Raw genomic sequence first — 19,503 nt, 5'->3', positions numbered from 1 at the left:
CGACAAATAACTTTAGCCATAATAGGTAGCGCACTATGTTAAGCAATTCAACCATTCTAGTGACAGGCGGGACAGGCTCATTTGGGCATACCTTTGTGCCGATGACGCTTGAAAAATACAATCCCAAAAAATTGATTATCCTCTCGCGTGATGAGATGAAACAGTGGGAAATGGCAAAACTGTATCAAGGCGACCCGCGTGTACGTTTTTTTATCGGTGATGTGCGTGATAAAGACCGTCTATATCGAGCGCTTGATGGGGTGGATTATGTGGTGCATGCGGCAGCAACCAAAATCGTACCCACCGCCGAATATAATCCGTTTGAATGTGTCAAAACTAATATCAACGGCGCAATGAATTTAATTGATGCCTGTATTGATAAAGGGGTGAAAAAAGTCGTTGCCTTATCGACTGACAAAGCATCTAGTCCCGTGAATCTGTATGGCGCGACCAAATTGGCATCGGACAAACTGTTTGTCGCAGGCAACGCCTATTCAGGGGAGCATGGCACACGCTTTTCGGTGGTACGTTATGGCAATGTCATGGGGAGTCGTGGCTCGGTGATTCCGTATTTTCTATCAATTAAAGACAGTGGCGTGCTGACCATCACCGACCCGCGTATGACCCGTTTTATGATTTCGCTTGAGCAAGGCGTGGAGCTGGTTTGGCATGCATTTGACGACATGGTGGGCGGCGAAATTTATGTCAAAAAAATTCCTTCTATGACCATGCCAGATTTGGCAACTGCCGTTTCTGCCACTGCTGAGCAAAAAATCATTGGTATTCGTCCTGGCGAGAAATTGCATGAGCAAATGATTAGTGCCGAAGATTCTTTTCATACCTACGAATATCCTGAGCATTTTAAAATCTTGCCTGCGATTAATGGCTGGGATGAAACGCCTGAGCGTATCAAAGATGGTGTTAAAGTGCCAGAAGGCTTTGTGTACGCCAGTGATAATAACAGTGAGTGGATGACAACTGGGCAGCTCCAAGAATGGATTGAAACCAACAAAGCAAAAATTGGTAAAATTTAAACGCTAACCCTTGATAACAAACCCACTTAATAACGAACCCCTTGGGCAAATATTATGGCAAATCAATTTATCCCTTATGGTCGTCAGCATATCACCCAAACTGATATTGATTCCGTGGTCGCTGTGCTACAGTCTGATTTTTTGACCCAAGGTAGTCAAGTACCAGCGTTTGAAGAACGCGTCGCTACCTATACGGGGGCAAAGTTTGGCGTGGCGGTGAATAGTGCGACGTCAGCACTACATATTGCTTGTTTGGCATTGGGGCTTGGTCAAGGTGAAAAGGGCAAAGACGACTGGCTGTGGACGACGCCGATTACCTTTACCGCATCTGCCAACTGTGGATTGTACTGTGGTGCTAACATTGATTTTGTGGATATTGATCCGCTAACGCTCAATATGTCTATCACCGCCTTGGAAGAAAAGTTACAGCTTGCCGATGCTGAAAACCGCTTGCCAAAAATAGTCATTCCCGTACATTTCACCGGTGAGCCCTGTGATATGGCGGCCATTTATGCGCTATCGCAACAATATGGCTTTAAGGTTATTGAGGACGCCTCTCATGCCATTGGTGGCAAATATCACAAGCAACCAATCGGCAATTGTGAGTTTAGCGACATTACTGTGTTTAGCTTTCACCCTGTCAAAATCATTACCACCGCAGAAGGCGGACTGGCAACAACGAATGACCCGGCATTGGCGGAAAAAATGCAGTTACTCCGTAGTCATGGTATCACCCGTGATGCCAATCTAATGACCCACAAACCTGACGGTGGTTGGTATTATCAGCAAATTGATTTGGGCTTTAACTATCGCATGACCGAATTGCAAGGAGCATTGGGGGTGAGTCAAATGAACTATTTGGATGACTTTGTCACTCGCCGTCATCAGCTTGGCAAGCGTTATGATGAATTATTAACAGATTTGCCGATTATGTTGCCTTATCGCAATCCTGCTAATTATTCGGGCTTTCATTTATATCCCATTCAACTAACAGCAGACAGTGGCAAAACGCGTAAGCAAGTGTTTGACAGTTTGCGGGCGCAAAATATCGGGGTGAATGTGCATTATATTCCAGTGCATACCCAGCCGTATTATGCCAAGTTGGGCTTTAGACAAGGCGATTTTCCGCATGCCGAAAGCTACTATGCACAAGCAATTAGTTTGCCATTGTATTATGACCTAAGTGAAGCCTCGCAAGCGCAAGTGGTGGATGCCTTAAAGATAGCGTTGGCTCAGGCATTAGCATAATGAAGGTCTGTATCATCCCTGCGCGTGGGGGGAGTAAACGCATTCCGCGCAAAAACATCAAAGATTTTTGTGGCAAACCCATGCTGGCTCGTGCCATTGAAACGGCAAAAAACAGCCAACTGTTTGAGCAGATTATCGTTTCCACTGATGATGGCGCTATTGCCGATATCGCTCAACACCATGGTGCTACTGTGAGCCAAAGACCTGCCGAGCTTGCCGATGATTATGCCACTACCGCTGCGGTGATTCGGCATGTGCTGCAGCACGTGCCAAAAGCTAGCCATATCTGCTGTCTCTATCCCTGTACGCCGTTATTAAAACCGCAGTATTTAACCGATAGTTTTGAGCGTTGGCAATCATCCAACAGTTTGTATTGTTTTCCGGTTTTAGAGTTTGAATCCAATGTGTTACGCTCACTGAAATTAAGCGAAACGGGTGAAGTGTCGAGCATGTTTAGCCAACATGAACTCACCAGAACCCAAGATTTGCCGCAGGCGTATTTTGACGCAGGGCAGTTTTATTGGGGCAGTCGTGAAGCATGGCTTAGCGAGGATAAAATCCATAATCATGCGCTAGGCTATGTGTTGCCAAAATACAGCGTGGTCGACATTGATGATGAAAATGATTGGCGATTTGCTGAACGCCTGTACCAAGCACAACTGGAGCTAGCATGAAAATCGTGGTGCGAGCAGATGCAAGTTTAACGATGGGTAGCGGTCATATCATGCGTTGCCTCACGCTCGCTGACGGGTTAAAACAGCAAGGGCATGATATCTCGTTTATTTGTCGGGAGCATGACGGGCATTTGGCGGATTTGATTGGACAAAAAGGTTTTGCTGTGCAGCTGTTAGCCAAAAGTGGGACTGCAGATTTTATCAAACAGCATGCCCATAGCGAGTGGCTCGGCGCTAGTGAAAGCGATGATTTTGCCGAGTGTAAACCAATCTTGCAAGCATTAAAGCCAGATTGGCTGATTATCGACCATTATGCCATTGGCAAAAACTGGGAGCAGCAAGCCAAACGACTTTTGCCAAACCTTAAAATTTTAGCCATTGACGATTTAGCCGACCGAACGCACGATTGTGAGATTTTGCTCGACCAAAATTTTGGGCGAAAAAACGAAGATTATCAACCGCTTGTGCCAAGTGATTGCCAGCGACTACTAGGTACACGTTATACACTATTACGTGATGAGTTTGCCAGCTGGCGAGCGATGAGCCTAAGCAGACGTAAAAGCGTGCAGCCGCCCAACAATATATTGGTCAATCTTGGCGGTGTCGATAATGATAATGTCACGCTCAAGATTTTGCAAAGTCTCAATACCTTTTTCCAACAATCTACGCAATCATTTAACGTGACTGTCGTCATGGGCAAAACTGCGCCGCATATCGAAAGTGTACAAAGGTTTGCCAAGCGCGCAAGTTTTGCGTGTGCGGTACTTGTCAATGTGACTAATATGGCGGAGTTGATGGCAAATGCTGACCTTGCGATTGGGGCTGCAGGAAGCACTACCTGGGAGCGCTGCTGTTTGGGCTTACCGATGGTGCTGATCGTGCTTGCCGATAACCAACAGGTGATTGCCGAAGCGTTGGCGGATAAAAACCTGGTCAAAGTGGTGACTGACATGGCGACATTGGATGAGCAACTGCCCCGCTTATTGAGCGAACTGGCCGACAATTATAAAAAATTCAGCCGTCAATCTGCCAAGTTGGTCGATGGGCAAGGGGCGAAACGGGTTGTGCACTGGATTGAATTTGCGCAAAAATTTCAACATTGTCAAGTGCGACAATCGACCCAAGCCGATAGCCAGATGATTTGGCAATGGCGTAATCACATCGACGTGCGCCGGTGGATGTTTGGGCAAAATGAAATTGCCCTCGCTGACCATGAAAAATGGTATGGCAAACAGCTTGACCGTGCCAATGTGCATTTGCTGATTTTTGAAGTCGCTGGTGAGCCAATGGGGCTAGTCAATGTTACCCAAATGACGGTGGATAAATACCAGACGCTGCAGTTGGCAAACACCCATACGGCAAACCCTAATTCGTCAAATCCTAATTCATCAAGGCAGAATGAAAAAACCGCCAGTTGGGGGTTTTATTTATCCCCTAATAGCCCAAAAGGGCAGGGGTTTGGTTTTGCATTGGGGGTTTTGGCGATTGCACAGATTTTCAACACCACCGACATTGGCAAAATCACCGCGCAAGTGCTGGCATATAATACCGCGTCACTGGCGTTGCATCGTAAATTGGGATTTAGCGAAACAGGTGTGTTAAAACAGCATTTTGGTGTGGGTGACAAAGTGTATGATGTGGTTGAGTTTGAATTAAAATCGCAAGATTTTTTATTTTAATGGTATTTTTATGAATCAAAATTTTAGCATTAACAACCGTCCAATCGGTATTGACCATGCGCCATACATCATCGCCGAAATGTCCGCCAACCACAACGGCGACATCAATAACGCTTACCGTATCATTGACATGGCAAAGGCGTGCGGGGCAGATGCGGTTAAAATGCAAACCTACACCGCAGATACCATCACCCTCAACAGCACCGCCGCTGACTTCCAAATTCATGGGGGACTGTGGGACGGGCGTACCTTGTATGACTTGTACCAAGAAGCTTACACGCCGTGGGACTGGCATAAACCATTGTTTGACCACGCTCACAAAGTCGGTATCACCATGTTTAGCTCACCGTTTGACTTTACTGCGGTGGATTTACTCGAGGATTTGAACGCCCCAGCGTATAAAATCGCCTCGTTTGAAGCGATTGATTTACCGCTTATCAAATATGTGGCAAGTACCGGCAAGCCGATGATTATCTCCACAGGGATGGCGGACCAAGCCGAAATTGCCGAGGCGGTTGCCGCCGCTCGTGATGGCGGCTGCAAACAGCTTGCGTTATTGCACTGCGTGAGTGGTTATCCAGCTCCCGCGCAGGACTATAACCTGCGTACCATTGTCGATATGCAGCGCCGTTTTGGCGTGCCGATTGGCTTATCCGACCATACGCTTGACAACACCACCGCCGTGACAAGCGTGGCATTAGGGGCATGTATTATTGAAAAACACGTCACCCTAGACCGCAATGGCGGCGGCGCGGATGACAGTTTTTCACTGGAAAAAGACGAACTCACCGCGCTCTGCCGTGATAGCAAAACCGCTTGGCAGTCGCTCGGACAAGTGGACTATGGGCGAAAATCAAGCGAAATCGGCAATGTGCAATTTCGCCGCTCACTGTATTTTGTCAAAGACATGACGGCAGGGGATGTGATTGATGAAAGCTGTATCCGTAGCGTTCGCCCTGGCTTTGGTCTTGCCCCGAAGTTTTATGATGAATTAATGGGCAAAAAAGTGATAACGGATATCCACGCCAATACCGCCACCTCGTGGGATGTCCTTGAAAGGTAATGTTAAATAAAATCAAACGTTTAACACAATCTGCCTTACTCAAAGACAGCCTGATTTATGTGGTGGGCGAGATGACCGCCAAAGCCGTGCCGTTTTTGCTATTGCCCTATTTGACACGGGTATTAGGCACAACGGGCTTTGGTGATTTGTCCTATTATTTATCGCTCACGGCGTTTATTGTAATCGCCATGAGTCTGTCGCAAAATGGCGCTTTGACCCGTTATTTTTATGTGTATGGCAGGCATGGGCTGGGCAATATTTTACTGGCGGGTGGGCTCTATAGCGTGGGCGTGCTGCTGATTGGCACAGCGATTAGCTGGCTGTTACATAGCGAATTGTTATTTTACTGCTTTTTTACTGCCTTTTTGCAAACCTTGATTCAAAACCAACTGGCACTGCGGCAATGCCAAAAACGCCCGTTTAGCTATCTGACCATCCAATTGGGCTTAGCCTTGGGAAATTTACTATGGACGGTGCTGATTTTTCAGTTTTTTGCTGGCGATACCACGGATAAAGTTGCCCAGCGTCTTATCGCGATTATCTTGGCGCATGGGGTTACTTTTGTGGCAGCGTTGGCGTGGGCAAAATACCAATTTGCTATCAAATTTCGCTTTACCCCGAAACGGCTCAAACTGGGACTCGGCTATATTTTAACCCTAGGCTTGCCGCTGCTGTTACATGGGTTAAGCTATACCATCAAAGGGCAACTTGACCGAGTGTTGATTCACGAGCGGTTTAGCAGTCATGAGCTAGGCGTATACTCGGCAGGCGTGCAAGTCGCCAGTAGCTTGACTATTGTGATTATGGCGGTCAATTCTGCGCTGGTGCCTCACTTATATGAACGGCTAAAATCGCAGCGCATGACAGTGATGCAATTGCATCGACTGTTTTGGCTGAGTTTGATGGTGCCTGTTATATTGACTGCCATGGCTTGGGCGATGCCGTCGTCATTAATGGCGTGGTTATTGGGGGCAGATTTTGCCCAAAGCCAGTATTATGTGGTGATGTTTGTACTGGCGTTTTCGCTGATAATTCCGTATTTATTATTGGTGAATTTTCTGTTTTATCATGCCAAAAGCGCCCAAATCTCACTGTGTTCCGTTATCTCAACGGTCGTGTATTTGGTTGCCTTGTGGGTGTTAAGTGGCGTATCACTGGCGGTGGTGCCGTATGCGACTATTATTAGTGGCGTGGTGATTTTGCCGCTGTTATATTATTATACACTGCAGGTGGAAAAGGTCAAAAAAACGCCATGAATCTCATTCTTTGTATTACCCCCTTGCAAGTATTGATTGCCAAGCAAATTATTAAGCAACACAGTACCCCTTTTATTGGGCTTTATTTGCCGTATGGCGTCCATTCAAAAAGCGAGCCCAAACATCGCTATTATTTTGAACAACTTGAGCAGGTCTGCCAAAAATCCGCCTTTATCGAACTGAACAATAAAACCTGGGGCGAGCGTTTTGCCACCCTAAACCACATCAAAACCACACTTAACACGCTTGATATTTGGCAAAAACCTATCGAAAACGTCTATCTGGCCAGTATTGATGTGTTGTTTTTGCAATATGTTATTTCTAAAGTAAAATTCCAACAGCTGTATACCTTTGATGACGGCACCGCTAATATTTTCCCCAATTCTAGCTATTTTCAACCGTTACCAAAATCCTTGCCATTACAACTGTTTAAACACGTCGTGGGCATTACTTATCCCAGTATCCCTAGTATTTTGGCTATATCCAAAAAACATTTCACCATTTTTCCCCGGGAAAAAAATATCATAGCTACTACCGAGTCTGTTTATTTGTTTGATAAAGTAGACCATCAGCCAGATGAAAATTTGCCGGTAAAACGGCTGTTATTGGGGCAAGCCCTCGACAATTTTATCGGTGACAAAGCTTATAGTGATATTGTAGAAACAATGGTCAAGGCATTTCACCTTGACGCATTTTGTCCACACCCGCGAGAAAACTTGGATTTTAGCCATCTTTTGCCGGTGATTGATAGCAATAAAATCATTGAAGATTATCTAAGCGAGGCATTGCAACAAAACCCCCACCAACGCTTTGAAATTTATACCTTTATCAGCACTGCCGTGTTTTCGCTCAAAGAATTTCCCCGCACCCAAGTATTTATGGTATATACCCAAGCGCTGTGGGATAAATTCCCTGATGCTTATGAGTTTCTTGCCAGTCGTGGTTTTACCCTCATTAATTTAGATGACACAAATAATCTAAATGGGTTCAAAGGGTAACAGCATGAAAAAACACGCCTTACTTATCCAAGCCCACCAAGATATCAGTTATTTTATTAAGCTGGCGAAAAGTCAGCCAAACGTCAATTTTTATGTGCATATGGATGCAAAATCCGATTATTTTCCTGACGCTGAGACTGCACAGCTAGCCAATGTATTTTTGCTCAAAGATAGAATAACGGTACGTTGGGGCGGGTTTAGCCAAATTGAAGCAACATTAAAATTGTTTGAAACGGCGTTTGCCAATGAGGACAATGCTTATTTTCACCTGTTAAGCGGTGAAGATGTGGTATTACAACCATTTGAAGTGATAGAAAAACAGTGGCAACAGCGGTTTGATTTTCAGGCGATGATGTCCTGCGAGAGGGCGCCACAGTATGCCTATCGCTTTATTATGGATAGTCCCCATGCCGATAGCGACTGGCAACGGCAATTGACGGGTAAAATCATCACCAAACTGCAACAAGGCGTGGCAAAAGTAAAAACTTATCACTCACCCATTTATTTTGGCTCACAATGGTTTTCAGTGACGCGTGCAGACTGGGAAAAAATTGTGCCTTTTACCGATGAATACAGTGATTTTTTTCGCCACAAACTGGTACCCGATGAGCATTTTTTTCAAACCCTAATTACTGAAAAATTAACCAATCAAATTCGTCTAAGCAATGATAACCGCCGACAGATTATTTTTGACAAAAATGTAAATAATGGCAATAGTCCGATTTATTTGGATTTATTAAAGCTGGAGCGGGCGAAATTTGATGGCTATTGGTTTGCTCGTAAAGTAAAAAAGGATGTGGCATTGACTTGGCTGGGTGAATTAACATGAAATTTTCTGTATTGATGTCGCTGTATGACAAAGAAAACCCCGAATTTTTAGCCGAATGTCTAGCCAGCTTGGTCAATCAAACACGCCAAGCCGATGAGATTATTTTGGTGTTTGATGGTCCAATCAATTTGGCATTACAAAAAGTGGTACAAGATTTTAAGCCGCAACTACCGTTAACGATTATCGCTTTAACAAAAAACGTCGGGCTTGGACAGGCTTTGAATGAAGGTCTAAACGCTTGTCAACATGACTGGGTCATGCGCATGGATACGGATGATATCTGTGTGCCTAACCGCTTTGAACAGCAAATCAACTTTATCCAAAACCACCCCAATATTGACGTGTTGGGCGGGCAAATCATTGAATTTGAAAAACAGCTGTCACAGGGAAAAAAATCTCGCACAGTGCCAACCTCACACGAGGCAATTTTTGCCTCCGCCAAGTCGCGCAATCCCATCAACCACATGACCGTTGCCTTCAAAAAATCAGCGGTACAAGTGGTCGGTAGCTATCACCATGCGCCGCTGTTTGAAGATTATGATTTGTGGGTACGGTTATTGGTCGCTGGCTATCAGTTTGCCAATTTGCCCGAGGTGCTAGTGTATGCACGGGCAGGGGATGCGATGTATGAACGGCGCGGGGGCTTGGCGTATGCCCGATACGAATTGGCAATTCAGCAAAGCTTTTATCAACAAGGGTTTTTGCATATGGCGCAACTGCTTAAAAACCTCGCCATTCGCTTACCGGTGCGATTATTGCCAAATAGTTTACGTAGTTTGGTTTATCAAAAACTTTTAAGAAAATAACTTAGCGCCGAATGACCTTGCGATTGGGACTTAAGTTTTTTACCATCTTTTCAGGCAATGGCAAAACTTCCCCACACATCAGTCCCGCCAGCAACTCACTACAAATCGGCGCATAAGCATAGCCTTTTGACCCCAATGCCGAAAAGCTCCAGACTCGGCTGTTGCTTTCATAACCCGCTTGCCACACCTGCCCAACTAGGGGTAGATAATCCACGGTTTGGCTGCGGATACTAGCGCGACCCTGCCAATGGGGTAGGTTTTTTTCGACGGTAAATATATCGGTGTTATTGACCAAATCGGGCACCGCACCCGCCAAATCTGCCACATTCATCTGGTGGTCAGCAACTGCTGGCGTAGTATCCAAGGTATCCCTGACAAAACTCGCCCCAAGCATGACATGAAGCTTACTGTTTTCGTTAAAACTGGCGTAATAACATCCATACTTTAGCGGCAATTTTGGCAACTGTGCTTTATCATGCTCATCGACAGCAAACCACGTCACTTGCCCACGGCTGTGATTAAAGCGTTTGATGGTGGGTAAAAAATCGCAGGTGTCTAAAGCCATGCACAAAATCACATGGTCAAAAAACTGCTGACGCTCAGTGAATGTTAATAGCACTTGGTCGCAATCTTGCTGAAAATAGGTTAATTCCTCGGTTTGAAAGCTAATATTGGTGTGGCATAAAACAGCGTTGGCAAAGTTTGCGGTAGTGATTAACCCGGCATTGGGCAAAAATACCACTTGCCCAACCTCATAACCGACCTTTGCTTTGGCTTGTTCAGCGGTCAATAAACGGGCAAATTCAATGGGGAAATCTTCGACTTCATCGAGTTGTAAGCGATTGTGTGAGAGTAAATCCAAACAGCCTGTGGTTTGTAGGATGTTAATACCGGTTTGTGCGGTCAAATAAGGGTAAAATCGACAGCTTGCCAAATAACCAATCGCATGTAGATTGGTTTCAAGGCGTTTTAGGCTGGTAAGTTTTGGCGCAAGAAAACCGCGGATGTTGCCCGATGCGCCTGCCAACGGCTCATCTTTATCAAAAATGGTGACCTTGTGTCCACGGGCGGCTAAGGCATACGCACTGCTTAAACCCGCCACCCCAGCCCCAATCACCGCCACAGACAGCGGTTTTGTAATGGCGGAAAAATTGGGTAGTTCAAAGCCTTTAGCTTTATTGGCTTTTCGACGCTGCCGACGTCGGGATTCAAACGTGTCAGTAAAGGGTAGGGTGACAAAAAATGGTTTAATTTTTTTGTTATAGCGAAAATAAACCTCGCAAAAATTGGCGGATGTTAACTTAGGTTGAAAGCTTGCGGTGAGCATTTCTCGCTTTTTGCCAAATCCTTTACGTTTGGCTAAGGTAAAACCGTGATGTTTTAGCCCCTGTTTGACTGAGCTTGCCACGCTAAATGTCGCCAAAGTCGTGTGAGGTTTGGACAATCTTGCGATTTGAGCAAATAAACTTTCTGACCAAAGCTCTTGGTTACAGCTCGGCGCAAACCCATCAAGCAGCCACGCATCGACTTTGCCTTGCCCAGTCACTTGCGACAAACTACTCGTCGCATCGCCAAGCCATAAATCAATCGTCAATCGTTCATCAAACCAGTTCAAACGATGGCAACCAGCCAGTGGCGGTGGATAGTTGTCAATGATCTGTTGTGATAACCCAGCAAGCTCTGTCCACACGCTCAGCGCTTGCGCAAGGTCAGTTTTGCTTAGGGGAAATTTTTCGGTGGTAATGATATGTAAATGGCTGTGATTGTCAGGTCTGATTTGTTGCCACAGTTCCCAAATAGCCAAGATATTAAGACCTGTCCCAAAACCAATCTCACCGATGACAAATCGTTCAAAGTTCTGCAAATTAGCGAGGCGAGTGGCTAAGTCGTTGCCATCAATAAAAACATGGCGAGATTCTGCCAAGCCGTCTGTTTTGGAAAAATAAACATCGCCAAATTCGCTAGAGCGGGGGACAGTGACGCCATTATCGTCTAGCTGCCAGTGCAGTTTGGCGGTTTGAATGGTTGGTGTTGGGGTAGTGCTTGAGACAGGAGGTTGGCTAGATTGTGACATCAGTGACCCATAATAAATAACTAAAAGTTAGTGCTAAGTAAAATATTACTAATACAAGGCTTGAAAACAGCGATTAGGGGGTATAGCATAACTGATTTTTTATCGTTGCAACATGGCATGCAGCTTTTTTGGGTGTGGTAACAACATGAATCAATCAAGTAACGGGCGTTATAACCTAATCACCGCATTGGCAATGATTGTGGGGATTGTGATTGGCTCAGGGATATTTTTTAAGGCAGACAATGTTTTAAAATATACCAACGGCAATGTGGCGTTGGGGGTAGGGGTTTTTGTATTGGCGGCGGTGGCGATTATTTTCGGTTCGCTATCGATTGCTGAGCTGGCAAAACGTACCGATGCGCATGGCGGCTTGATTGGCTATGCCGATGAATTTGTCAGTCCACATTTTTCTACGATGATTGGCTGGTTTCAATTGTTTTTGTATTACCCGACGCTTGGCGTGGTGGTGACGTGGGTGGTGGGTATTTACACCGCCCTGTTATTTGGGGTAAAAGAGGCATCGCTTGAATTACAAATGGGCATTGGTCTGACATGGTTTGTCATTTGTTATCTGTTTAATGTGATGGCAGCGGTGTTTGCCGGGCGTTTTCAAGTCTTTGCCACTGTCGTTAAATTAATTCCGTTATTTGTGCTAGGGGTGATGGCGTTTGTCTATGGTGACCCTGTGAGCGCCTTAACGCATCCAAGTGAATCCGCGCGTCAAGCCACCCAGTCTTTGGCATGGCTCGGTGCCATCGGTCCGATTGCGTTTTCATTTGATGGTTGGGTGGTTTCTACCAGTATTTCAGGGGAAATCAAACATGCCAAACGTAATTTACCGATTGCACTAGTTGTCGCGCCTATGTTGATTTTATTGGGCTATTTGCTGTATTTTGTTGGACTGACCTCGTATCTAGGCGCCGCAAAAGTGATGGCATTGGGTGATGAAAGCGTGTATGTGGTGGCAACCCAGTTATTTGGCGAAACCGCTGCCAAAGCCTTTTTGGTATTTGTGGTGATTTCGGTGATGGGTACAGTCAATGGCTTGGTATTAGGGCTGATTCGTCTGCCGCATTCTTTAGCGCTCAAATCATTGATTCCGTTTAGCGCGCAATTGCGTCACGTCTCGCCCAACTATCAGCTATCGGTTGGTTCAGCGCTGCTAGGTTTTGCCTTATCGATGTTTTGGGCGGCTGTGCATTATGCGGTGATGAAAAGTCAGCTACTTGGCGATATGGATATTTCAGAAATCGCGATTGTGGTGAGTTACTTGCTGTATTTGGTATTTTACTTTGCTGTGTTTCGCTTATGGCAACAAGGTCATATCAAAAGTATGTTATTGGGTGTGATATCGCCGATTTTGGCGGCATTGGGCTCATTGATGGTAGTGTTCGGCGGCATGCAAAATCCGCTGTTTTTGCCTGTCTGCTTACCGATTTGTGCGCTTGTCCTCCTGCTTGCCTACTTTTACAGTCGCTATCTACACAGTCGATAACTGCCTTACGCCAAGTGCTTTATGTCAAGTGCATTGCGTCAACTTTTTGGATAACGCTAAAAACTGCGCCACGCCTTGTCCGGCGGCACGACCCGTGGCAAAACAAGCCGTTAGCAGATAGCCACCCGTTGGCGCATCCCAATCAAGCATCTCGCCACAGCAAAATACATAAGGATTGGATTTTAGCGCAAAATCCTCGGTTAACGCTGAGCGTTTCACCCCGCCGCCACAGCTAATCGCTTCTTCAATCGGTCGAAAACTATCGAATTCTACCGTTAACTGTTTGATTGCTTTTGTCATTTTATCAGCATCATGCCAGTGCGTTTTTGCGACGATTTCTCTGAGTAAGGCGATTTTGACAGGATCAAGTCCTGCCTTTCGCCAAAGGTTAGCTAGCGATTGTTTTTTTGGGTTTTTTAAACTACTCAATAATTTTTCGTCAGACACATCAGGTAGCAAATCAAGTTGTAGTGATATTTTACCCGTATGATTTAATTGCTCACGCATGGCACGATTGAGCCGATATATCAGCCCGCTTTCCATGCCATAATGGGTGAGAATAATATCACCAAAACCCTGCTCAATTTTTCCATTGGGCAATGTCACCTGGGCTTTCACCCGTTTTAACGCTTTGCCAAAATCGCGGTGCAAATGCGCCGACCAAAGCTGTGACAGTGGGCGACAGATACCGATATTGCTGGCATAAAACGGCGTCAATTCTGTATCGCTGAGCCATGCCTGCCATTTGCCATCACTACCGAGCCGCGACCATGACATCGCGCCCGTTGCCAACACAATCGCATCAAAGCTTTGGCTAACAGTTAGGTTGCCGCTTTCATGCGCTACCGAAAAAGTCGCTTGCTTGCCGTCAATATCGTCACAGCTATGCCGATAAAAAAACGTTACGCCGTCCTGCTGCAACGCTTGCAACCACGCCCGCAGCAGTGGCGAGGCTTTCATCATGGTAGGAAAGATGCGACCTGTCGAGCCAACAAAAGATTCAATCCCCAAGCGGGTCATAAAATCACGGATATGCGTGGCATTAAAATCTTGAATATGCGGCGTAAGCCAGTCATTCGGCTGATAACGTGTGACAAAGGTATCAACGGGCTCAGCGTGCGAGATATTGAGTCCAGATTTACCTGCCATCAACAGCTTGCGCGCAGGGGAAGGTTTTTGTTCAAATACTTGGATTGTGAGATCAAACTGGCGCAGATAATCTGCCACCATCAGTCCAGCAGGACCTGCGCCAATGATGGCGACGGTGGGCTTTTTTGGCAAGTCGGCTTGGTTATTTGGCATCATGGCAAGTCAATGTCAGGCTTATAATAGTAGGCTTATAAAGTCGATTACCAGCGACCTTTACGCCCTGCGACCAGCCAGCCCAGTCCGATACCCAGTATCCCACTGAGTAATGCCGTGACCGCACCATAGATAAAAATCTGTCCACTGCGCTCATTGACAAGCACTTTGACCTGCGTATTTAAACTATCGACTTGGTTTTGTAATTCAGCATTTTTTGCCAATAGTTGTTGGTTGGCGTTGGACAGCTGACTGTCAGTGGGCTGGTTGAGCTGGGCGAGGGTAGGTTGTTTGGGGTTTTGCATCGGTGAAGTGCTACTGGCAACGCTCGAGGCAATCTCTGGTTGTTTGGCGAGTGGTTGTCCTGTTTTTGGGTCAGTGACGACAACTTGCGGTGCTGCATGGGTCAGACTTGTCACCTGTAATACCGTCAATAACACTGCGCCGCTTGCCAAAGAGCCCACCAATTTTTTCATGCTTGTCACCTATCACCACCCAGACTTTGCCAATTATGTACTGCAAACAACTGTTAAACCCAACATTAACTCGCTGATTTAGGAAAAACTTGGATAAAGGGTTTGATATCCACATGACTATACACACCATTTAATAAGTAAGGCTCTTCACTTGCCCAAGCTTGCACCGCTTCATCGCTGTCAAAATCCACGACCAATACACTGCCACTCATTTCAGGCTCTCCATGCGTAATGGGCGTAGGGCCTGCGATGATGAGACGGCGCTGTTCATCTAACCGGGTAAGACGCTCAAGATGAGCAGAACGGAATTGTTTGCGTAGCTCAAGGCTATCAGGGACGTCATGACCGATAATAATATAAAGTGCCATCCATATTCTCCTTTAGTTTTTTCCTTTATCATTGATTTGTTGCTGTATATCTGGATTTAGATGGTTTTTTAAGAACACAAATTGCCCGATTAAAAACACCAACATCACCGGTATCCATCCCCAGCTTTTAAAATTAATCCAGGTATCGTTGTTGGTAAAAAACGCAAAATAATATTGCAAACCTGCCATCAGCAAGAAATACCCTGCCCAAGCGAGGGTGAGTTTATTCCAGCCAGACTGGGTCAATCGAAACACATTTTTCATTGCCAGTTCTAATAGCGGTTTACCTATCGCGACACTGATAATGAGGGCAACTGCAAATACGCTATTGATGACGGTTGATTTCCATTTTAAAAATGCTTCGTTATGGAAAATTAAGCTTAATCCACAAAATCCCACGGTTAAAATCAGCGTCACCCACTGCTGTTTATTGAGCTTGCCTTTTTGTCTGGCAAAATGCACGACATATACCACCAGTGTCGTAATCAATAACGCCGCCGCACCTGCCAATACCCCTTGCTGTTTGGAAAAGTAAAAAAATGCCAGTAAAGGTAGCAAATCCAATAAACCGCTCATAGTCATCTCTAACAAAAATCGCTTGTAAAAATCTTAGCCGCTAGTTTACACGGATATGCTAAAATCGAAAAGTAACTTTGCGATTTTCCTTGCTTCATCAATCTGTGCCCTTGTGAGCGAGCCAGCGTAGAGTTAACCCCTTTTTGTCCTATTGTTGGCAACCAGCTTTTGTAATTAAGGCGTATTTGTGAATTCTTTAAATCTCGATATCTTGTCTAGCAGTCCTATTTATACCCAACTTCCGATTGATATGCACTGCCACAGTACCCGCTCAGATGGCACTTTTAGCCCAAGCGAAGTGGTGCAAAAAGCGCATGAAAAAGGGGTGAAAGTATTATCCTTAAGCGACCATGATACAGTGCTTGGTATTCTTGAGGCGCGCCAAACCGCTGATAGTCTTGGTATGACGCTGATTCACGGTGTCGAAATCAGCTGTCGTCATCGTGTCATGGGCGGCTACTCCAAAAAACCTGCCCAAAATGAAAAAGTGATTCATGTATTGGGGTACGGCTTTAGTGATATCGAAACAATGCATAGCAAACTGGCTGCCATCCAAGCCAATCGAGAAACGCGCGGCTATGCGATGTGCGAGCGTGTGGCAAGTACCTTTAAACGCCCGATGGATGAGATTTGGCAGGCGGTGTTAGTGCAAGCCAAAGGTAATCCCCAAGCGGTCGGTCGTACCCATATTGCCAAAGTGATGGCGGATCAAGGCTTGGTGAGTGACGTGCAAAAAGCCTTTACTGGCTATTTGGCTGACCATAAACCTTGCTATGTGGCACTCGATGGCTTATCGCTTAAAGATTGCATCAATTTGATTCATGACTGTGGTGGCAAAGCGTCTTTGGCTCATGCGACTCGCTATAATTTAACCGCCAACAAAGTGCGTAAACTGATTGCGGATTTTGCCAGTAGCGGTGGCGATGCGGTGGAGTTGCCCGCCAGTAATGAACCGACTTCAACCCGCCATATGGTCGATAGAGTGATTAAAGAGCATAAGTTAAAGGTGTCTATCGGTAGTGATTTTCACGGCACGACTATGCCGTGGCGCGTGTTAGGTAGTGTGCCAAAACTCCATGAAGGGCAAGTGGGAATTTGGGAGAGTTGTTAAACACTTACCATTCTGTTGACTACCCAGCAAGATTTTTTAGTATTTTTCCTTATAAGGATATTTATGAAAGGCACAAGGACGCCAAGTAGCTGTAAAGCAGTAGCTGTAACCAAGTGCCTGTAATTATTTGACTGAAACTAAGATTTTTTGTCAAACGCCGTCAGTGGCTTAAACTCAATCGATTTCGCCATCGGCAATTCCTCAATAGCACGCAGTCGCCAGCTATTGGCTGGGTCATGTACCACAATATAGTATTTGCCTTTAGATGGGTCTAGCTGCACATTGCCCGCATAACTGCCATCACTTAACCGTTTGACAATAATGTCACGGTCTTTTTGCTTTTGGGTGGCATGGGAAATCTCCACTGCCAATTGCTCAGGTGCGTTAAACTTGTCACTGACGGGCGCCTCAAGTTTAAAATTCACTGCCTGGTGGCTAATCATCATTTGACCGGTTAGCCCCAAATCATGCGCCAGTTTGTCTTTGGACACATCCGCATATAAGGTCTTACCATCCATGTACCAGTCATCACGCACGGTAGAGTCTTGTATTCTCACCGAGTAAAACACGAACCAGATACAGGCGACTACCACAAATAGCGGCAGACCAATAACAAAAATCCAAACCATATAATTTTTATACCAAAGTTTGGATATCGACTGATTAGAAGTTGATGAAGCAGGAGAATTTGTCGGTGTTGCCATAGACCACTCAGCAGATAACAATCAAAAAGCTAGTATAGCAGAAAAACCCATGCCCCAATAACGTGTGCCAATAATTTGCCATAAAAAAAGCCGATTATCAAAATCAGCTTTTTTAGGCAATCAAACTTATTTATCGGTGGTAAACACGTTATCTTTTACCGCTTTGTATTTACCGCCATCATCCACGCTCACCACTTGCATTTGGATAGGAATATTGCTTTGGGTAATCACTTTTGGATCGCCTAGCACACTGACAGGGAAGTCATAACTTTCGCCTGCTTCTAATGGAATGGTTTTAAAGCGGCTATCAAGTTTTAAGCCGGGTTGTGGTGTCAATGTCACCGCATAATCATGGTCTTGCTGGGTTTTGTTGGTGATTTTGATGATGTAGTTATTTTCTACCAAACCTTGCGCATTGATTGACGACAACTGATTACGGTCACGGCGTATATCAATCTGTAGCGGTACACGGCTGGTTAAAAAATAAACCCCCGTCCCAATCAACAACGTAATTACCGCCAAATAAGCAAAAAACCGTGGACGCAAAATTTTACTTGGCTCATTCTCTACCAATTGGCGTTCGGTACTATAACGAATCAAACCGCGTGGTTTATTAACTTTATCCATGATGTCATTACACGCATCGACACAGGCCGCACACTGGATGCATTCAACTTGCAAACCATCACGAATATCGATACCCGTCGGACACACTTGCACACACATCAAACAGTTGATACAGTCACCTAAGTTCTCATCTTCACCGCCTCTTTTACGTGCGCCACGTGGCTCACCACGTTTATAGTCATAGGTGACAATCAACGTATCTTTATCGAACATCACGCTTTGGAAGCGGCCATAGGGGCAAATATGGGTACAAAAGTGCTCACGCATATAGCCTGCATTGGCAAACGTCGCAAAGGTAAAAATAAGTACCGAAACCCAAGTTAGCGGTGTCCAATCTGGCACAGGAATAACGCCAAACCATTGCCAACTATGATAAAGATAATCAGTCCCAACGGCATAACTACTAAACGTCAATGCAGTCACCAACGCCATGATAAACCAAATCAGATACACCAAGCCGCGTTTCATGATTTTTTCGCCATTCCAAGGCGCTTTATCTAACTTAAACTGCTTATTACGATCACCGATGATAAGCTTCTCAGTATATTGGTACATATGCGTCCAAATCGTCTGTGGACACGCATAGCCACACCACACACGACCGGCATAAACGGTCACCATAAACAATAAAAAGGCAGCAACCATAAAGAAAAACGCAAAAATAAAAACGTCTTGGGGTAAAAAAGTTAGCCCAAATAGCACAATCTTAGAACCCGAGAAATCGAACCATATTGCTTGGTGTCCGCCATAGCGAATCCATGGTAACACCAAAAACAACAACAATAAAAAATACATACTGACAACGCGGATGTTTTGATAAAAACCCGTCACAAAACGGGGGTGTACGCGTTTTTTAGTGGCATCTACTTGGTGAACAGGAAGTCTAAAATCATTACCAGCAGGGGAAGGAGGTTGTACAGACATTGTTTGCCCTCACATATTTTCTGACATGAATATAAAAAAATGAAAGACGACGACCGCAAAACTAGCGAACATCGCCTAACAAAAAATTGCTTAAACAATATATTCAATTATATATCAAATGGCACTAAATACCCACAAAATAAAGGGAATTATCAATAACTGCAAAATAAATGAAAAAACTTTTCGTAGTGGTATTGACAGGCAAAAAGAAAAGCGTATAATACGCACTCACTGGCAGCGACTACAGCCACAAACTGTA

18 protein-coding genes are annotated in these 19,503 nt (G+C 45.2%); 11 read left to right on the top strand and 7 right to left on the bottom strand.

Annotated elements, in window-relative coordinates; all coding sequences use genetic code 11:
• Positions 1-35 precede the first annotated feature (35 nt).
• Genes pseB through RT422_RS10200 form a run of 9 tightly spaced genes read left to right on the top strand, consistent with a single transcriptional unit; the run spans position 36 to position 9,587 of the window.
• Positions 36-1,034 carry a UDP-N-acetylglucosamine 4,6-dehydratase (inverting) gene (gene pseB / locus RT422_RS10240; RefSeq protein WP_065253657.1) on the top strand — a complete coding sequence of 333 codons (999 nt, stop codon included), beginning with the start codon at positions 36-38 and terminating at the stop codon, positions 1,032-1,034.
• A 54-nt stretch (positions 1,035-1,088) separates the two neighbouring features.
• Positions 1,089-2,282, top strand: a complete 1,194-nt coding sequence (gene pseC, locus RT422_RS10235) for a UDP-4-amino-4,6-dideoxy-N-acetyl-beta-L-altrosamine transaminase (RefSeq protein ID WP_313422153.1) — start codon at positions 1,089-1,091, stop codon at positions 2,280-2,282.
• Positions 2,282-2,956, top strand: a complete 675-nt coding sequence (gene pseF, locus RT422_RS10230) for a pseudaminic acid cytidylyltransferase (RefSeq protein ID WP_313422152.1) — start codon at positions 2,282-2,284, stop codon at positions 2,954-2,956. The genes pseC and pseF overlap by 1 nt, the downstream gene beginning before the upstream one ends.
• Positions 2,953-4,635, top strand: coding sequence for a UDP-2,4-diacetamido-2,4,6-trideoxy-beta-L-altropyranose hydrolase (gene pseG, locus RT422_RS10225; RefSeq protein ID WP_313422150.1), 1,683 nt, complete (start codon positions 2,953-2,955; stop codon positions 4,633-4,635). Before pseF ends, pseG begins: the two co-directional genes overlap by 4 nt.
• A gap of 10 nt (positions 4,636-4,645) precedes the next feature.
• Positions 4,646-5,698 (top strand): pseudaminic acid synthase, encoded by a 1,053-nt coding sequence (pseI, locus tag RT422_RS10220; RefSeq protein ID WP_313422148.1) that lies wholly within the window; start codon positions 4,646-4,648, stop codon positions 5,696-5,698.
• On the top strand, positions 5,698-6,954 hold the full coding sequence (locus RT422_RS10215) for an oligosaccharide flippase family protein (RefSeq protein ID WP_313422146.1): 1,257 nt from the start codon (positions 5,698-5,700) through the stop codon (positions 6,952-6,954). Before pseI ends, RT422_RS10215 begins: the two co-directional genes overlap by 1 nt.
• A complete protein-coding gene (locus RT422_RS10210; protein WP_313422145.1) occupies positions 6,951-7,952 on the top strand; it encodes a glycosyltransferase family 52 in 1,002 nt (333 codons plus the stop codon). Before RT422_RS10215 ends, RT422_RS10210 begins: the two co-directional genes overlap by 4 nt.
• 4 nt (positions 7,953-7,956) lie before the next feature.
• Positions 7,957-8,781 carry a beta-1,6-N-acetylglucosaminyltransferase gene (locus RT422_RS10205; protein WP_313422143.1) on the top strand — a complete coding sequence of 275 codons (825 nt, stop codon included), beginning with the start codon at positions 7,957-7,959 and terminating at the stop codon, positions 8,779-8,781.
• A complete protein-coding gene (locus RT422_RS10200; protein WP_313422141.1) occupies positions 8,778-9,587 on the top strand; it encodes a glycosyltransferase in 810 nt (269 codons plus the stop codon). The genes RT422_RS10205 and RT422_RS10200 overlap by 4 nt, the downstream gene beginning before the upstream one ends.
• A gap of 1 nt (position 9,588) precedes the next feature.
• Here the strand turns inward: RT422_RS10200 and mnmC are convergent, their stop codons facing one another.
• Positions 9,589-11,661, bottom strand: coding sequence for an FAD-dependent 5-carboxymethylaminomethyl-2-thiouridine(34) oxidoreductase MnmC (gene mnmC, locus RT422_RS10195; protein ID WP_313422139.1), 2,073 nt, complete (start codon positions 11,659-11,661; stop codon positions 9,589-9,591).
• Between the two features lie 145 nt (positions 11,662-11,806).
• Here mnmC and RT422_RS10190 point away from each other — a divergent pair, with 145 nt between their 5' ends.
• Positions 11,807-13,156 (top strand): APC family permease, encoded by a 1,350-nt coding sequence (locus tag RT422_RS10190; protein ID WP_313422137.1) that lies wholly within the window; start codon positions 11,807-11,809, stop codon positions 13,154-13,156.
• Positions 13,157-13,180: 24 nt separating this feature from the next.
• Here RT422_RS10190 and RT422_RS10185 read toward each other — a convergent pair whose 3' ends face one another.
• The 4 genes from RT422_RS10185 to RT422_RS10170 form a co-directional block, all read right to left on the bottom strand.
• Positions 13,181-14,461 carry a TIGR03862 family flavoprotein gene (locus RT422_RS10185; protein WP_313422136.1) on the bottom strand — a complete coding sequence of 427 codons (1,281 nt, stop codon included), beginning with the start codon at positions 14,459-14,461 and terminating at the stop codon, positions 13,181-13,183.
• A 44-nt stretch (positions 14,462-14,505) separates the two neighbouring features.
• The gene (locus RT422_RS10180; protein WP_313422135.1) at positions 14,506-14,934 is read right to left on the bottom strand and encodes a hypothetical protein; all 429 of its coding nucleotides are present in this window, start codon (positions 14,932-14,934) and stop codon (positions 14,506-14,508) included.
• A gap of 65 nt (positions 14,935-14,999) precedes the next feature.
• Positions 15,000-15,302 (bottom strand): YciI family protein, encoded by a 303-nt coding sequence (locus RT422_RS10175; protein WP_313422133.1) that lies wholly within the window; start codon positions 15,300-15,302, stop codon positions 15,000-15,002.
• Positions 15,303-15,314: 12 nt separating this feature from the next.
• Positions 15,315-15,878 (bottom strand): inner membrane-spanning protein YciB, encoded by a 564-nt coding sequence (locus RT422_RS10170; RefSeq protein ID WP_313422132.1) that lies wholly within the window; start codon positions 15,876-15,878, stop codon positions 15,315-15,317.
• 187 nt (positions 15,879-16,065) lie between these two features.
• Here RT422_RS10170 and RT422_RS10165 point away from each other — a divergent pair, with 187 nt between their 5' ends.
• Positions 16,066-16,989 carry a PHP domain-containing protein gene (locus tag RT422_RS10165; RefSeq protein WP_313422130.1) on the top strand — a complete coding sequence of 308 codons (924 nt, stop codon included), beginning with the start codon at positions 16,066-16,068 and terminating at the stop codon, positions 16,987-16,989.
• A gap of 137 nt (positions 16,990-17,126) precedes the next feature.
• On the opposite strand, the gene RT422_RS10160 is transcribed toward RT422_RS10165, so the two are convergent.
• Together RT422_RS10160 and ccoG are read right to left on the bottom strand one after the other, a co-directional pair.
• Positions 17,127-17,693: a FixH family protein gene (locus tag RT422_RS10160; protein ID WP_313422128.1), complete on the bottom strand. Its 567-nt coding sequence runs from the start codon at positions 17,691-17,693 to the stop codon at positions 17,127-17,129.
• A 126-nt stretch (positions 17,694-17,819) separates the two neighbouring features.
• Positions 17,820-19,244, bottom strand: a complete 1,425-nt coding sequence (gene ccoG / locus RT422_RS10155; RefSeq protein WP_050325858.1) for a cytochrome c oxidase accessory protein CcoG — start codon at positions 19,242-19,244, stop codon at positions 17,820-17,822.
• Positions 19,245-19,503: the final 259 nt, after the last annotated feature.

The organism is Moraxella sp. CTOTU49803, assembly GCF_032097965.1.
GTDB classification, from domain to species: Bacteria; Pseudomonadota; Gammaproteobacteria; order Pseudomonadales; family Moraxellaceae; genus Faucicola; species Faucicola tetraodonis.
The sequence above is the reverse complement of the archived record's forward strand: the minus strand, read 5'-3'. Positions and strand labels throughout refer to the sequence as shown.

Excerpts from the sequence above, each read along its gene's own strand:
- pseB (WP_065253657.1), top strand. The coding sequence starts at position 36 with ATGTTAAGCAATTCAACCATTCTAGTGACAGGCGGGACAGGCTCATTT.
- pseC (WP_313422153.1), top strand. The coding sequence starts at position 1,089 with ATGGCAAATCAATTTATCCCTTATGGTCGTCAGCATATCACCCAAACT.
- pseF (WP_313422152.1), top strand. The coding sequence starts at position 2,282 with ATGAAGGTCTGTATCATCCCTGCGCGTGGGGGGAGTAAACGCATTCCG.
- pseG (WP_313422150.1), top strand. The coding sequence starts at position 2,953 with ATGAAAATCGTGGTGCGAGCAGATGCAAGTTTAACGATGGGTAGCGGT.
- pseI (WP_313422148.1), top strand. The coding sequence starts at position 4,646 with ATGAATCAAAATTTTAGCATTAACAACCGTCCAATCGGTATTGACCAT.
- RT422_RS10215 (WP_313422146.1), top strand. The coding sequence starts at position 5,698 with ATGTTAAATAAAATCAAACGTTTAACACAATCTGCCTTACTCAAAGAC.
- RT422_RS10210 (WP_313422145.1), top strand. The coding sequence starts at position 6,951 with ATGAATCTCATTCTTTGTATTACCCCCTTGCAAGTATTGATTGCCAAG.
- RT422_RS10205 (WP_313422143.1), top strand. The coding sequence starts at position 7,957 with ATGAAAAAACACGCCTTACTTATCCAAGCCCACCAAGATATCAGTTAT.
- RT422_RS10200 (WP_313422141.1), top strand. The coding sequence starts at position 8,778 with ATGAAATTTTCTGTATTGATGTCGCTGTATGACAAAGAAAACCCCGAA.
- mnmC (WP_313422139.1), bottom strand. The coding sequence starts at position 11,661 with ATGTCACAATCTAGCCAACCTCCTGTCTCAAGCACTACCCCAACACCA.
- RT422_RS10190 (WP_313422137.1), top strand. The coding sequence starts at position 11,807 with ATGAATCAATCAAGTAACGGGCGTTATAACCTAATCACCGCATTGGCA.
- RT422_RS10185 (WP_313422136.1), bottom strand. The coding sequence starts at position 14,461 with ATGATGCCAAATAACCAAGCCGACTTGCCAAAAAAGCCCACCGTCGCC.
- RT422_RS10180 (WP_313422135.1), bottom strand. The coding sequence starts at position 14,934 with ATGAAAAAATTGGTGGGCTCTTTGGCAAGCGGCGCAGTGTTATTGACG.
- RT422_RS10175 (WP_313422133.1), bottom strand. The coding sequence starts at position 15,302 with ATGGCACTTTATATTATTATCGGTCATGACGTCCCTGATAGCCTTGAG.
- RT422_RS10170 (WP_313422132.1), bottom strand. The coding sequence starts at position 15,878 with ATGAGCGGTTTATTGGATTTGCTACCTTTACTGGCATTTTTTTACTTT.
- RT422_RS10160 (WP_313422128.1), bottom strand. The coding sequence starts at position 17,693 with ATGGCAACACCGACAAATTCTCCTGCTTCATCAACTTCTAATCAGTCG.
- ccoG (WP_050325858.1), bottom strand. The coding sequence starts at position 19,244 with ATGTCTGTACAACCTCCTTCCCCTGCTGGTAATGATTTTAGACTTCCT.